Below are 14,567 nucleotides of genomic sequence, written 5' to 3' on the forward strand. Positions count from 1 at the left end.
TTCCTGTTCATGACGGAGTCAGCGACGAATCGCGGTAGTGTTCGAGGATTTCGGTGCGCAGCGGTGCCCGTTCCTCCTGGTTGACGTCGGCGATGCGCCACTGCTGCTGCACCGTGCCTCCTCGGCCGAACAATGCGATCCGGTCGGCCAGGCGAAGTGCTTCGTCGATGTCGTGTGTGACCAGCACCGTCGTGAAGGCGAGGTCTCGGGCGAGATCGCTGAGCCACGACTGCAGATCGGCGCGTGTCGCAGGGTCGAGGGCGCTGAACGGTTCGTCGAGCAGCAGCAGGCGTGGACGCACCGCGACCGCGCGGATCACGGCAATGCGCTGCGCCTGCCCACCCGACAACTGATCGGGGTAGTAGCCGGCGAGGCCGGACAATCCGAACCGGGTGAGTAGTTCGTCGGCGTATGCGATGTCGAACTGCTCGCGGTGATTCTTGAAACGTCCACCGAGCGCGATGTTCTCGCGAACGGTCAGCCACGGCATGAGGTACGGCTGCTGGAACACCATACCCGTGTTCGGGCGGGTGTCGCCGTCGGTGCTGGGCCAGTCGATCTCTCCACGATCGAGGTGATCGAGACCCGCAATGATTCGCAGGAGTGTCGACTTTCCGCTTCCGCTGCTGCCGAGTAGCACGAGGAACTCGCCGGTGGGGACGTCGAGGTCGAGTCCTCGGAGGACAGGTTCGCGCCGACCGGCGAAACTTTTGTAGGCGCCCGCTACTCGAACTTCGAGAGTTCCCATCGCAACTGTCCTTCCGAGGGAGATTGGATGGGGAGGAACGCTGCCTCACGGAAGCGTCTGTTCGTTGCGCTCGCGGACGCGTATCCGGCGCCGCCGCGCAGCGTCGCTTCGAGACGTGTCGCGGCCACTGCGACGACCGAGCCGTCGAGGCGCAGACGGACCAGATCGGCTCCGGACACCGCGGACGGGTCGGTGGCGAATCGGTACAGGCGCTCTCGAAGTGATTCGCCTTGTTGTGCGAGAAGCTCGTATTCGTCGACGAATTGCTCACCGAGACCGTGGAGGCGTGACGATGCTTCCGACAGTGATGCGCGGGCGATGCCGAGACAGAACGAGGTCTGCAGCAGCAGGAAGGTGGGGCGGATGGCGCCGCAGAACTCGGCGAGATCTTCGGAGATGATGTCGGACGCCGGGATTCGGACGTTCTCGAATGTCAGTGACGTCGACGAGGTGGCGCCCAGCGCGAGCAGTTCGGGTGATGAGTTGATGCGGATGCCTGCTGCATCGGCGTGTACCGCGGCGATCACGTGGCCGCCGTCGGTGGTACGGGCGGGAAACACGATCAGTGATTCCGGAAAGACGTTGGAAGCCCAGTGGATCGGACCGGAGATGGTGAGTCCATCGTCGGTACGCTCCGCGAGCAGGGGAAGTTCGCCGAGCCCTGCGAGGTACTTGAGCGCAGCAGCCATGGCAGTGACGCCCACGAGTCGGCCCGATGCGAGCTCGTCACAGTACTTCGCGCGCAGGTGTTCCGGCGCGCGATCGAGGTACTCGAGTGTCATCCGCTGAGCCCACAGCGAGAACCCGACGGTGAGGGATTCGGCGGCGATCCCGTCGATGACCGCGACCATGTGGTCGAGACACTTTCCGCCCAGGCCGTTCTCGAGCAGGCCGAGCTCGCCGATGCGCGCGAGGTCGGTGCGGATGTCGGTCTCGCCGCGATCGAGAGCGGCGGCACGGTCGCGTACGAATTCGGCGATCGTGTCGAGCTGCTCGTTCGGTTTCTGGGTGGCCGCGGTCATCGGGTTACTTATCCTTCGAGGGAGTGGATGCGGTTGATCGGGGTGCTGACGGCTTCGCGAGCGCGAACAACGGCGTCCTCGTCGGGAGCGTTGTAGAAGCACAGGCACTTGTCCATGTCCTCGCGGACGTAGGTACGAAGGAAGCTGACCTCGGGGACGTTCGCGTACTTCGGCGAGTTGGCCTTCTTGCGCGCGAGGTAGGTCTCCATGTCGATGGCATCGGGGATGTCCCACTCGACGAGGTAGCCGGCAACGGGGCGCGCGGCCTTGATCTGGTCGAGCTCGGCGCCGACGAGACGAACCTCGTTGGGGCCCACAATTTCTGCGACGTCGAGGGTGGTTGCCTCGAGCTGTGCTGCGCGGCACGCGGTGAACTCGGCGACCGCGAAGATGCGCGTGCCGCCTGCTGTTACCTGCGACTCGATCAGTTCGCCGCCGCCGGCGACGACTGCGTCGTCGAATGCCTTGATGGCGGCCTCGGCCTGGCCTTCGGTGGGTACGAGTTCGTAGAGATACAGCGACATGGGATCACCTTCCGGGTAGAGCTGGGTGGGCATGCTGACGGCAGGGGTGAGCGCAGGCGTACGTCAGGAGGCGACGGGCGAGGCGAGATATGGGCCGGTCAGCGCGGGAAACGACAACACGCAGCACCGGCCACCCGCACGAGATCCACGTGCAGGCGACGGGTCAGAAGACAGCGTGTCACAGAAGCCACGATACATCTGGATAGAACGATCTGTCTATCGCGCCGATCCGTTAGTCTTTTCTGCGTGCGCACCACAGTCGAAACCCCCGCCAAGCGACCGCCCGCGGAACGACTCCTGGACACGGCCAGCGCGCTGTTCGCCGAGTTCGGTATCCGTGCGGTGGGTGTCGACAGGATCCTCGCCGAGTCGGGCGTCGCCCGCGCGAGCCTGTACTCGTCCTACGGTTCGAAGGACGGCCTCGTCCACGCTTATCTCGATCGCCTCGACCACCGCGATCGCGCCCGGTGGAACGAGGCGGTCTCGGATATCGACGACCCGGTGCAGCGGATCCTGACCTTCTTCGATCTCGCATTCGCCTCGGCACCCGGCAAGAACTTCCGGGGATGCCAGTATGCGAATGCCGCCACGGAATTTCCGGAAGAGCGGATCGAGCCGGTTCTTGCGCATCGCGCGTGGCTCCTCGACACCGTCGTGGAACTACTCGACCGGGCCGGTGCCGCAGACACCGACCTCACGGCCGAGCGCGTGCGGTTGATCTACGACGGGGCGCTCGCCGGTTCGAAGTTCGAACACTCGACCGAGCCGATCCGCCGTGGTCGCGACCTCGCGCAGGCACTCATCGAGGCAGCTCGAAGTGCACGACGGACTCGCGCCGACGTGTGAGCGCACGGAACCCCGTGCCTGCGACTGCAATAGTCGCGAGTACTCCGATCGCGCCAGCGGCTCCGGTCGAACCCTCCTGGCCTCCGACCCTGTAGTCGGCCAGGGCACTGCCCGCGAGGCGATGCTCTCGAACGCCGCGGGCCATGCAGTCCCCGGTCGGTGAAGTCTGCGTGATGTCGCACCCTCGCAACGTTGCGGCTTCGAGCGCGTCGGGGGTCTCGGCGGTGAAGGTCGACACGGCGAGGGTGGACAAGACGCCCGCGACGCCGAATGCGGCGACACCGAGCGCGGTCACGAGCCGGGTGTGCGCCGCGCCCGTTGCGGCGACCACGACCGCCCCGGTGACGAGACCTTCGAGGAGTGCAACCGGAGCGTGGACGCCGTACAGGTACGCGAGCGTCGACAGCGGCATGTGAGCTGCGCCGGAGAGCGCGTACACGACCACGAATCCGGTGACCGCCGCGAACACCGAAGCGCAACCCGCGGTGAATGCGACGGTGAAGGTGCCGGCGGTGGGCGACCACGTGTCGCGGTGGGCAGTGTCGCGGTGGGCAGTGTCGCGAGAGGCAAGGTATGCGCGAAGAGCGACGGCGGTCCCGTATCCGCCTGCGACTCCCACGAGCGCCATGACTGTGGTGTTCGCCCCGAGTGTGGTGAGGCCACCGTCGGCGAACAGGAACGCCTGGACGGTGAGCACGAACGTCAGGCACAGGGCGGCAGCGAAGGGGCCGAGGAGCAGTGCTGCCACTGCGCCGCCGAGGACATGGCCGCTCACTCCGGGCAGGACCGGTACGTCGATCATCTGCATTGCGAAGACGAGTGCCGTCACGAGTGCCGCGGTCGCGGCGGATTTTTCGGTCAGCTCGGTCCGTGCGAGCCATGCGGCGAGCGCGACACCTATCGCGGCCACCACGTAGAACAGTGCCGATGCACGCGGGGTGATAAGTCCGTCGCTCATGTGCATGGCGAGTATGTCCACGGTCAAGATGTCCACGGTCACAGTGCCCCCATCTCACGTTCGTGGGCGCAAGGCTAGCGCCGGTAGGCAGATTCTCGAGCGGCTTTCACCGGGTCGGTTCCGTGTCGAACGTATACACAAACAGGAACATGTTCTATATTTTCTTTCATGTACGAGTGGTCCGACACAGACCTCATGTTCCGCGACGCGCTGCGCGGATTCATCGAGAAGGAAATCCGCCCCCACGTCGATGAGCTCGAGTCCGGTGAGCTCCCGCCGTTCGACATCATCCGCAAGATGTTCGCCGCATTCGGTATCGACGAGATGGCACGCGAGTCCCTCGAGCGGGCCCTCGACAAAGAGGAGAAGGGCGAGAGCGCGTCCGGTGGCTCAGGGGGGATGGGCGGGTCGCCGGGCATGGCGGCACTGCTCAACATCGAAATCGCGGGCGTGAGCCTGGGCCTCGTCGCATCGATGGGTGTGAGCCTGGGGCTCACCGCAGGCACGATCCGTGGTCGCGGCACGCTCGCTCAGAAGAAGCGCTGGCTGCCCGAACTGGTGACCTTCGACAAGGTCGGCGCCTGGGCCATCACCGAGCCGGATTCCGGGTCCGATGCGTTCGGCGGCATGAAGACCACCGTGCGCCGCGACGGCGACGACTACATCCTCAACGGACAGAAGACCTTTATCACCAATGGTCCGTACGCCGACGTCATCATCGTCTACGCCAAGCTCGACGACGGTGACACGACGATCGATCGACGCGATCGCAAAGTTCTCGCGTTCGTGCTGGACAAGGGCATGGAGGGCCTCACCCAGGGCTTGCCGTTCAAGAAGATGGGTATGAATTCCTCGCCCACCGGCGAGTTGTTCTTCGACAATGTGCGCATCACCCGTGATCGTCTGCTCGGGGAGACCGAGGACGGCGGGAAGAGCGACGGTAAGAGCAGTGCGAAGGAATCGTTCGCGGCCGAGCGCATCGGCATCGCCTATCTGTCGCTAGGCATCATCGAGCAGTGCCTGTCGTTGTGCACCGAGTATGCGAAGTCGCGCAAGTTGTGGGGTACCGCGATCGCGCAGTTCCAGCTCATCCAGCTCAAGCTCGCCGAGATGGAGATCGCGCGGGTCAACGTGCGGAACATGGTGTTCAGCGCGATCGAGCGGGCACAAGCGGGCAAGCCGGTGAGCCTGTCGGAGGCGTCGGCGATGAAACTGTATTCGTCACGCGCTGCCACCGAGGTTGCGATGGAAGCGGTGCAGCTCTTCGGCGGTAACGGTTACATGGCCGAATATCGTGTCGAGCAACTTGCGCGCGACGCGAAGTCGCTGATGATCTATGCGGGGAGCAACGAGATTCAGGTGACCCATATTGCGAAGGGGCTGCTGGCCGACTGACCGAAATGACTGTTTTGGGGTGAATTCCCGCAGTTCGCCGGTCCGCTCGGTAATGCGAGAACCGCGCCGAAAGAAACCGGGTAGTGGTAATTGCCCGGCGTCTTCGCATATCTTGGCATGTGACCGAGACGCAGGAGGCATTTTACCTGTGACTGGGGATAACCATAAATTGATGTGCACAAGTATCGGGGAGGATCACGATGCACGGGGGAGAGAACGGGCCGCCAGACCGACCGAGAATCCGGTTCGACGACAGGCCTACCGCGCCGATCAGCATCGACGGCCGGTCGGCGCGCGCCGAACGCACGCGCCAAGCAGTCATCGACGCACATATCGCGTTGATCCGCGATGGTGAACTCAAGCCGACCGGCGCGCAGATTGCCGAACGAGCACGAGTATCACTGCGTTCACTATGGGGCCACTTCGGCGACCTCGAGACGCTCTTCTCGGCAACGGGGGCCGAATTGATGCGTCGTCAGGATGATGCGCACGAACCGGTGGATCCGAATCTGCCGCTCGCGGAGCGCATCGACCGGTACTGCCGTCAGCGTGCCGAGGCGCTCGAGTACATCGCACCCTTCTCGCGGTCGTCGGAGATTCGGGCGCCGTTCTCGGAGGAACTGCGACGCAACCGTCATCGCTATCTCGAGCGAGCGGAAATCGAAGTGCGAATGCTCTTCGCACGAGAGTTCACCCGATCCGACGACACGGCACGTGTTCAGGTCGTGCAGGCGATCGCCATCGCGTCGACGTGGCCTACTTGGGTCTCGCTGCGCGACGTCGTGGGGCTGTCGGTGCCGGATGCAATCGAAGTGATGAAGCGGATGATCAGCGCTCTGGTGGGGTCGATCATGTCGTCGGCAGCGCAGCCTCTACCTGTCTGATCCGGCCGTGCACGAGCCCGGTCTCGCGCACGCGTCCGGAGCGCCGGCGTCCCTCTGCGGCATCGACTGCACAACCGACCGTGTCACCCCGATCTCGTCGAGGAACCGCTCGTCGTGCGAGACCACCACGAGGGCACCTTCGAACGCCTGCAACGCCTGGGTCAGGTGTGCGAGGCTCGGCAGATCCAGGTTGTTGGTCGGTTCGTCGAGGATCAGCAACTGCGGAGCAGGATCGGCAGCGAGGAGGATGGCCAGCGCCGCGCGGAGACGTTCGCCTCCCGAGAGAACTCCGACGGGCACGTCGGCGTCGGATCCTCGAAACAGGAAGCGCGCCAGTCGTGCCCGCACCTCCTGAGGAGGGAGATGCGGCGCGCGCATTTCAGCGTTCGCCACCACCGATTTCGTGTCGTCGAAGATGTCGAGGCGCTGGGGGAGTAGCGCGTACGGCACCAGCGGTCCGGCCACCGCGATCCGGCCCAGCAGCGTCGTCTTGCCCGACCCGTTGGGTCCGCGCACCGCGATGCGTTCGGGCCCGACGATCTCGAGTGGCCCGTCGGCGACCCGGCGACCGGCATGGACCGCAGTGCCGGGCAGGTCCACACGAATCTCGCGGTCGTTTCGCACGGCATCCTGCGCTCGGTCGAGCTGGGCGCGGGCGGATTCGAGGTTGCCCTCGTGTTCGCGGCGATACCGGCCTGCGGACTCCTGCGCCTGTCGTTTACGCATGCCCATGATGATCTTCGGCTCACGCTTGTTCTCGAACATCTTCTTGCCGTAGCGCGCTCGCCGATCGAGTGTGATCTGCGCGGCAGCGAGTTCGCGGGCCTGCCTGCGCACGTCGCTGCGCGCGTCCCGCACTGCAGCCTGTGCCGCCTCCTGCTCGGCTTCGACGATCTGCTCGTAGTCGCTGAAACCGACCCCGAACATCCGGAGACTGCCGTCGCGCAGTTCGGCGATCGACTCCATCCTCTCGAGCAGTTCGCGGTCGTGGCCGGCGACGATCACGGTGCCAGGGAAGCGGTCGAGGGCATCCTGCAGATGTCCGCGGCCGGCCGGGTCGAGGTTGTTGGTCGGTTCGTCGAGCAACAGCACCGCGGGTTCGGCGAGCAGGCGCGCGGTGAGACCGAGCAGAACGGTCTCCCCGCCCGAGAGTGTCCCCACGGTGCGATCGAAATCGTTTTCGTCGTGCAGGATTCGATCGAGTCCGAGCCGATGCACGGTCGCGAGTGCACGCTCCTCGACGTCCCAGCGGTCGCCGACGGCGTCGAAGTCGTCGGCCGTGCCGTCTCCGGATTCGATTCGCCGCAACGCTGTTCGTGCGGTGTCGATTCCGAGGACGGTGGCGACCGACACGGTGGGATCGAGGGTGATGTCCTGCGGCAGGTACGCGACGCTGCCGGATGCCGTCACCGACCCGCGCGCCGGCGACAACTCGCCTGAGATGAGTCGTAGCAGTGTGCTTTTACCGCTTCCGTTGCGTCCGACGAGCCCGGTGCGACCGACGGTGAACGTCGCGTCGAGGCCGTCGAAGACGCGGGTGCCGTCGGGATGCTCGTACGTGAGAGCGGACAGCGTGACACTGCTGGATGCAGAAATGGGTACAGACATACGGACTCCTGGAGGTAAGAGACGGCCCGCACGCATCGTGCGGTGGGTCGAGAACCTCTACAGGAGCAATGCCTTCTCCGAACGCCGGGAACAAAGTCGTGTTCTACGGTAAGCGCAGTGCTGCGGGTCGTGCAAGCGAATAAGTGTCCTGTCGGTTGATCGATGATCTGGTTGATCGATGCTCTGTCGGTTGTCGCACCGTTCACCGGTCCGTGTCCTCGGGCAGCCGCACCGTTCTTCGATCTCCGGCATGATCGTGACCATGCATATCGGTCGACGGACAGGCACGTTCATGACGGCGCTCGCCGTCGCACTCGGCGCTGTGGGTTGCGCGACGGGCCCGGATCAGCCCGACACGGTCGCCGAGGAGTTCGCAGCGGCCCTGGACGCAGGCGACGCAGTGTCAGCTGCCGCGCTCACCACAGATCCGACCGCCGCGCAGGAGATGATTTCGGGACTGTTCGAGGGTCTGAGGAACGACGATCCCACCGTGACGCTCGCGGGGGTCGGCGACGGCGACACGTTCGACCTGGACGTGTCGTGGAACTTCGGGGAGGGGAAGGACTGGTCGTATCGCACGACGGGCTCCGCGATCGAAGATGCCGCAGAGGAGTCGGATGACGACGACGGGTGGCGGGTCCGATGGGACCCGGCCGTGCTCGCGCCGGAGCTGAGTGCGGGCACGTCGCTGCGCTACACCCCGACGACGGGCACACCGCCCACCATCTTCGACAGTGCGGGGCAGCCGCTGATGACTGAGCAGATCGTGACGCTCGTCAACCTCGATTCGTCCGCAGACCCCGCTGCCGTGGCGCCGCTTCTCGCCACCGCGGCGCCGACGATCACCGCGGATTCCCTCGCCGCCGACCTCGCGGAGGCGGCGGGTGCGCCGGTGACCGCGGTGGTCCTGCGCGAGACGGACCTGGCGCCCATCGAGGAGCAGCTTGCGGCACTGCCCGGCGTGACGCTCGCGCCGCAGCCGCGGCTGCTCACCGCCGATCGTGGTCTCTCCTCACCCGTGTGGTCCGGCCTCGACGAGATGTGGCACGACAACCAGGCCGCGACCGCGGGCTGGGCGGTGCAGTCGGTGGCCGCCGACGGAACCGTACGATCGATCGCAGGCGTGGACGCCACCGAGGCCCCCGACCTGCACACCACCATCGATGCGGATCTGCAGACCCGTGCGGAAGCTGCGCTCGCATCGCGCGAGGAGCCGGCGGTGATCGTCGGGATCGACGCCGACACCGGCGCGGTGCGTACCGTCGCGCAGAACGCTGCGGCCGATCGGGAGGGCGCGGTCGCGCTCACCGGGCTGTATCCGCCGGGGTCGACGTTCAAGACGGTGACGACGTCGGCCGCACTGCAGGCAGGACTCGCCGGGCCCGACACGGTGCTCCCGTGCCCCGGGGTCGCGACGATCGGCGACCGGACCATCCCCAACGACGAGAGCTTCGAACTGGGCGAGGTACCGCTGCACACAGCATTCGCGTCCTCGTGCAACACCACCATGGCGGGGCTCGCCGTGGACATGCCGCCGACGGAGCTGACCGACGCCGCATTGCAGTTCGGACTCGGCATCGATTACCTCACGCCCGGACTCGTGACAGTGACCGGCAACGTCCCGCCGATGGAGTCGGTGGCGGCACGTGTCGAGGGTGCGATCGGGCAGGGGCAGGTGACGGCGTCGCCGTTCGGGATGGCGCTCGTTGCCGCGTCGATCGCGGGTGGCGCGACGCCGTTGCCGATGATCGTCGAAGGGCAACCGGCGACCTCCGACCAGGAGGTCGCCCCGGCACCGGACGACACGACTGCAGCATTACGAACAATGATGCGGGAGACTGTAACCGACGGTACAGCGAGCATGCTGAGCGACTTTTCCCAACTCATCGGGAAGACCGGAACCGCAGAGTACGGTGGCAGCAGTGGGGCAGCAGGTACCGCGGGCGGGGCACACGGCTGGTTCATCGGCGCGCAAGATAATCTGGCGTTCGCAATATTCATCGCAGGGGCGGACGGTTCGGCTCCGGCTGTGGAGACGGCCGGACAATGGCTGAGGGGGTGACCTTCTCGGATGTAGCGCAATCGTGACGGCATCGTAGACAACTCGTGCTTGTGGCCGATGTTGCTGGAGTGAAGGTTGGAAAGTATGGGATTTCGAGAGTGGCAGCGCCGGCGCGGCGTTCGCACTGTCGCCCTCGGTGCCGCCGTGGCCGTGGCCGCGGCAGCGGGTTTGAGCACGTTCGTATTCAACGACCCGCGCAGCGACGCCGCAATCCTGGTCGACGATTTCGTCGAGGCACTCAACGACCGTGAACCGGACGTCGCCTCCGAACTCACCTCGTACCCGAACGCCGCCGAGCCCGTGTTGGCGCAGATGTTCGACGGACTGTCCGACGGCAGCGTCGACTACGACGTCACCCAATTCGTCGAACTCAACGAGGATTCCGGGTACTTCACACTCACTGCAGACTGGAGCTTCGGAGAGAACAAGGACTGGCGCTACCAGGTCGACGGCTCCGTCCGGAAGCTGGCCGTGGGCTGGCGGGTGTCGTGGAGCCCCAACGTGGTCGCGCCCGACCTTGCAGGCCGCACCGTCCACCACGTGCGCACGGATGCCGCCCCGCCCAAGATCTTCGACCGCACGGGCAAACCTCTGATGGAGGAGCAGACCATCAATGCGGTCGTTCTCAACCCCGAGTTCATGCCCGACCAGGTCGCCAGCACGACACGGCTCGCCGAGGTCCTCGCTCCGGTGGCGCCCGTCATCACCTCCGAACTCATGCAGGAACGGCTCGCCTCCGATCCAGGAGCCAGGATCACCGCGGTCAAACTCCGCGACCAGGACTACCAGTTCCTCGAAGATGACATCGTCGCCGTCCCCGGTGTCGAGGTCATCAAGACACCCACGCTGATCAGCTCCGATCGACGGGTCTCGACGCCGCTGCTCGATTCGCTCCGCTCGGCGTGGCAGCTCGAACGCGACCGCACCGCCGGATGGGCCGTGACGCTCGAAGACCCCGAACAAGGCCCGATCCAGGTCGCCGGTGCCCAAGGGCCACCGCCTCCGGATCTGACCGCCACGGTCGACTCGCACGTACAGCTCGCAGCGAAGGAAGCCGTCGTCACGGCGGGTACCCCCGCGGCGCTCGTCGCGATCCAACCGTCGACCGGCGGCATCCTTGCCGCAGACGTCAACAATCAGGCCATGGAACTGGGGCCCGTGGCCACCCGGGGCCTCTACTCGGCGGGCTCCGTCCTCGATCCCGTGCGCTTGGCGGCCGGACTCGACCGCGGTGTCGCCCCCGGCTCGGTGGACACGAACGATCTCGCCGACACCGCGCGTCGACTCGGCCTCGGTGTGGAGTACTCGGTTCCGGGCTTCGATTTCGAGACCGCACAGATCGGTCACGGCCGGTCGGGAGTTGTGCAGTTCACCGGCGACGGCGACGACGATTCACTCGTCAGCCCGCTCGGCGCGGCACTGCTCGCCGCCTCGATCGCGCGAGGTGAGGCAACCGCGCCCACGCTGGTGCAGGGGCAGCCCGCGACCGTCACCGATACGCCCGAGCCCTTGCCTGCGAATGTGACCGACGCTCTGCGTGGACTGATGATCGACAATGTGCAGAACGGTCCGGCGTCCTTCCTCAAGGGGCACCCGGGCCTCGCGGGGATCGCGGCCGCTGCCGGGGACGACCGGTGGTTCTTCGGCTACACCGGCGACGTGGCGTTCGCAGTGTTCGTCGCCGACGCAGACGGCGGCGACCGGGCCGTGAAGATGGCCGACCGATTCCTCATCGAATTGGCGAAGCCACCCACATGATCGGGCCGGCGCACCTGCCCTGACCAGCGACCCTGATCCGGCACAGGTACGTTCGAGCATCGTGACGATTGTCGAGGTACTGCTGCTCGTCGTCGCCGGGTTCTTCGCCGGTGTCGTCGGGTTCGTCACCGGTCTCGCATCGCTCGTGTCGTATCCGGCGTTGCTCGCGGTGGGGTTGTCGCCGGTCGCTGCGAATGTCACCAACACCGTCGCCATGGTCGGCGTCGGCGTGGGTGCGCTCAGTAACTCTGCTCGCGAAGTGGTCGACACGGGGCCGCGGGTGTGGCGGTGGACGGCATATGCGGCGCTCGGGGGTTTGACCGGCGCTGGGGTGCTCCTGGTCGCGCCGGCCGGATCGTTCGAGGCCACGGTTCCTTTTCTCGTCGCGTTCGCGTCCCTCGCCCTGCTGCTGCAGCCGAAGATCCGTGAGCTGGCCGGTGGGCGTGATCTTCCCCGGGTGTTCGCGGCAGCGCTGTTCGTGGTCGCGGTGTACGGCGGCTATTTCGGGGCGGGTGCGGGTGTCATCTTTCTTGCTCTGACTCTGATCTGTACGTCCGAGTCGATCTGGCGCGCCAGCATCCTCAAGAGCTATCTGCTCGGCGTCGCCAATCTGGTCGCGGCGATCGGCTTCGTGTTCTTCGGACCGGTCCACTGGGTTGCCGCGGCGGCCATGGCGGTGGGCGCGTTCGCCGGAGGATGGTGTGGTCCGCCGCTGGTGAAGCGGATCCCGCCGAACCTGCTGCGGGTCGCAGTGGCCGTGGCGGGTTTCGGTCTTGCCGGGTGGCTGGCGCTGGCCGGTGCTAGTGCACTCCCTGCATGAGCTTGCGTATCCGCGGAGTGAACGCGATCAGGATCAGGCCCACGGCGATCGAGGCGCCGCCGATCCACAGGTAGTACGGCACCTCGTTGTTCTCGTCGTAGTACCCGGCCAGCGTGCCTGCCATCGCGCTGCCCAGCGCAACCGAGAGGTAGAACAGGGCGACCATCTGGGTGTGGAAGTTCTTGGGCGCGAGTTTGGTGGACAGCGACAGGCCGACCGGCGACAGGAACAGCTCGGCAAGCGTGAACAGCAGCAGGATTCCGACGAGACCGAGCAGTGGGGCACTGTTGGCGCCGCCACCGGCCATCGGGATGAAACACAGGAACGCGATGCCCATGATGATGGTGCCGCATGCGAACTTGATGGGCGACGAGGGTTGCCGCGGCCCGAGCTTCGTCCAGGCGGCGGCGAACACGCCGGCGAACAGGATGATGAAGACGGGGTTGATCGACTGGACCCACGACGGCGGGAACTCCCAGCCGAACAGGTCGCGGTTCAGGCGTGTGTCCGCATACACCGCGACCATCGTGAACTGCTGCTGGAAGAGCGACCAGAACATGGCGCTCGCGAGGAACATCGGGATGAACGACCAGACCCGGCTACGTTCGATCGGTGTGATCTTCTTGCTTGTCAGGATGAGTGCGAAATAGGCGAGTGCCGCGAAGATCGTCAGGGCGACCACGATGTCCGACATGTTGCCCGAGGTGATGACGCCGGTCGTCGCGAGGACGGCGATGACGACGATCGCGAGCGCTGCGCCGCCCGCGACCCGGAGACGGAGGTCGGCGGGGAGCGGATTCGGCGGGGCCGCGCCGATGTTGCCGAACTGTTTGCGGTAGATCGTGTACTGGGCGAGACCGAGGAACATGCCGACCGCGGCCAGGCCGAATCCCCAGTGGAAGCCGTAGCGGGTCTGCATGAAGCCGGTGAGCAACGGTCCGACGAGGGCACCGAGATTGATGCCCATGTAGAAGATCGAGAATCCGGCGTCGCGGCGCTCGTCGTCCTCGTCGTACAGGTCGCCGACCATCGACGTCGCGGTGGCTTTGAGCCCGCCACTGCCGAAGGCGACACAGATCAGGCCCACCCCGACCCCGATGAACGCGGGAAGTATCGCCAGCGCGATGTGGCCGATCATGATGAGCACGGCGCTGTAGAACAGTGTGCGTTCGGCGCCGAGGATACGGTCGGCGATCCAGGCTCCGACGATCGTCGACAGGTATACGGTGCCGCCGTATGCGCCCACGATCGAGGTGGCGGCCAGCTGGCTCAGGCCCAACCCGCCGTCCGAGGCCGAGTAGTACAGGTAGTAGATCAGGATGCCCTGCATGCCGTAGAACGAGAACCGCTCCCACATCTCGACACCGAAGAGGTTGGCGAGTGGGAGCGGTTGTCCGAAGAACCGGCGGTCGGTTTTCGACTCGGTCGGGGGCGCGGTGTCGCTCATGAAAATCACTGTCGCACCGACGCGGGGCATGATGGGGCTGATTGCGCCATCGATCACATGGTTGTGATGATCACACGGTGGTGATGATCATCCGGCATCGACCCGGCGACGGATGACCGCCTGAGCGATGACACGCCATCCGATGAGCACGGCACCGAGGAAGAGCGTCGCGATGATGATGAAGGCCGTCGCGGTGCCCTGACCGCTCAGGGCGCGCAAGAGCATCCCTCCGACGAGCGCGCTCGCCCAGAGGATCAGCCCCGTGGGGACTGCGGCGTAGGCGTCGAACTTGTCGCGGTAGAGCCATGCGGTGAGGAACCACCCGATGGTCAGTCCGCCGAGGAACGGCCATGCCGTTCCGGCCAGGCCCACGAGGTCGAGTGCTTCGTCATGGCTGGATCGTCCGACTGCAGCGAAGACGACGACCAGGATGACGTCGAGGACCAGCGCGGGTGCGTACTTTCTCACCCGTCCAGGGTATCCCCGGTGCTCGTG

Annotated in this window: 14 protein-coding genes; 6 read left to right on the top strand and 8 right to left on the bottom strand. The window is 65.8% G+C overall.

Annotation, left to right across the window (positions count from 1 at the left end; genetic code table 11):
• Positions 1-7 precede the first annotated feature (7 nt).
• From ACFWCF_RS15830 to ACFWCF_RS15845, 4 genes are all read right to left on the bottom strand, one after another.
• A complete protein-coding gene (locus ACFWCF_RS15830; RefSeq protein WP_378563000.1) occupies positions 8-748 on the bottom strand; it encodes an ABC transporter ATP-binding protein in 741 nt (246 codons plus the stop codon).
• Positions 724-1,770 (bottom strand): acyl-CoA dehydrogenase, encoded by a 1,047-nt coding sequence (locus ACFWCF_RS15835; RefSeq protein WP_378492408.1) that lies wholly within the window; start codon positions 1,768-1,770, stop codon positions 724-726. Before ACFWCF_RS15835 ends, ACFWCF_RS15830 begins: the two co-directional genes overlap by 25 nt.
• Positions 1,771-1,778: 8 nt before the next feature.
• A complete protein-coding gene (locus ACFWCF_RS15840) occupies positions 1,779-2,294 on the bottom strand; it encodes a DUF4242 domain-containing protein (protein ID WP_378563003.1) in 516 nt (171 codons plus the stop codon).
• A gap of 98 nt (positions 2,295-2,392) precedes the next feature.
• The gene (locus ACFWCF_RS15845; protein ID WP_378563005.1) at positions 2,393-2,599 is read right to left on the bottom strand and encodes a putative leader peptide; all 207 of its coding nucleotides are present in this window, start codon (positions 2,597-2,599) and stop codon (positions 2,393-2,395) included.
• Here ACFWCF_RS15845 and ACFWCF_RS15850 point away from each other — a divergent pair.
• Positions 2,541-3,140, top strand: a complete 600-nt coding sequence (locus ACFWCF_RS15850; RefSeq protein ID WP_378563007.1) for a TetR/AcrR family transcriptional regulator — start codon at positions 2,541-2,543, stop codon at positions 3,138-3,140. The genes ACFWCF_RS15845 and ACFWCF_RS15850 overlap by 59 nt on opposite strands.
• Here the strand turns inward: ACFWCF_RS15850 and ACFWCF_RS15855 are convergent.
• Entirely contained in the window at positions 3,094-4,098 is a 1,005-nt protein-coding gene (locus ACFWCF_RS15855) for an energy-coupling factor ABC transporter permease (protein WP_378563009.1), read from the bottom strand. The genes ACFWCF_RS15850 and ACFWCF_RS15855 overlap by 47 nt on opposite strands.
• 168 nt (positions 4,099-4,266) lie before the next feature.
• Between ACFWCF_RS15855 and ACFWCF_RS15860 the strand changes: the two genes are divergently transcribed.
• Complete coding sequence (locus ACFWCF_RS15860; RefSeq protein WP_378563012.1) at positions 4,267-5,493, top strand: acyl-CoA dehydrogenase family protein; 1,227 nt, start codon at positions 4,267-4,269, stop codon at positions 5,491-5,493.
• 200 nt (positions 5,494-5,693) lie between these two features.
• Positions 5,694-6,377 carry a TetR/AcrR family transcriptional regulator gene (locus ACFWCF_RS15865; protein ID WP_378563014.1) on the top strand — a complete coding sequence of 228 codons (684 nt, stop codon included), beginning with the start codon at positions 5,694-5,696 and terminating at the stop codon, positions 6,375-6,377.
• Here ACFWCF_RS15865 and ACFWCF_RS15870 read toward each other — a convergent pair.
• Positions 6,366-7,985, bottom strand: a complete 1,620-nt coding sequence (locus ACFWCF_RS15870; RefSeq protein WP_378563017.1) for an ATP-binding cassette domain-containing protein — start codon at positions 7,983-7,985, stop codon at positions 6,366-6,368. The genes ACFWCF_RS15865 and ACFWCF_RS15870 overlap by 12 nt on opposite strands.
• A 250-nt stretch (positions 7,986-8,235) precedes the next feature.
• On the opposite strand from ACFWCF_RS15870, the gene ACFWCF_RS15875 reads away from it, so the two are divergent.
• From ACFWCF_RS15875 to ACFWCF_RS15885, 3 genes are all read left to right on the top strand, one after another.
• Positions 8,236-10,047 (top strand): penicillin-binding transpeptidase domain-containing protein, encoded by a 1,812-nt coding sequence (locus tag ACFWCF_RS15875; protein ID WP_378563019.1) that lies wholly within the window; start codon positions 8,236-8,238, stop codon positions 10,045-10,047.
• Between the two features lie 84 nt (positions 10,048-10,131).
• Positions 10,132-11,805 carry an NTF2-like N-terminal transpeptidase domain-containing protein gene (locus ACFWCF_RS15880; protein WP_378563022.1) on the top strand — a complete coding sequence of 558 codons (1,674 nt, stop codon included), beginning with the start codon at positions 10,132-10,134 and terminating at the stop codon, positions 11,803-11,805.
• Positions 11,806-11,866: 61 nt separating this feature from the next.
• The gene (locus ACFWCF_RS15885; protein WP_378563025.1) at positions 11,867-12,625 is read left to right on the top strand and encodes a sulfite exporter TauE/SafE family protein; all 759 of its coding nucleotides are present in this window, start codon (positions 11,867-11,869) and stop codon (positions 12,623-12,625) included.
• Here ACFWCF_RS15885 and ACFWCF_RS15890 read toward each other — a convergent pair.
• Both ACFWCF_RS15890 and ACFWCF_RS15895 read right to left on the bottom strand, forming a co-directional pair.
• Positions 12,606-14,072 carry a peptide MFS transporter gene (locus ACFWCF_RS15890; protein WP_378563028.1) on the bottom strand — a complete coding sequence of 489 codons (1,467 nt, stop codon included), beginning with the start codon at positions 14,070-14,072 and terminating at the stop codon, positions 12,606-12,608. The genes ACFWCF_RS15885 and ACFWCF_RS15890 overlap by 20 nt on opposite strands.
• 87 nt (positions 14,073-14,159) lie before the next feature.
• Positions 14,160-14,540, bottom strand: a complete 381-nt coding sequence (locus ACFWCF_RS15895) for a DUF3054 domain-containing protein (protein WP_378563031.1) — start codon at positions 14,538-14,540, stop codon at positions 14,160-14,162.
• Positions 14,541-14,567 lie beyond the last annotated feature (27 nt).

This window comes from Rhodococcus sp. NPDC060090 (genome assembly GCF_042729855.1).
GTDB lineage: Bacteria > Actinomycetota > Actinomycetes > Mycobacteriales > Mycobacteriaceae > Rhodococcus.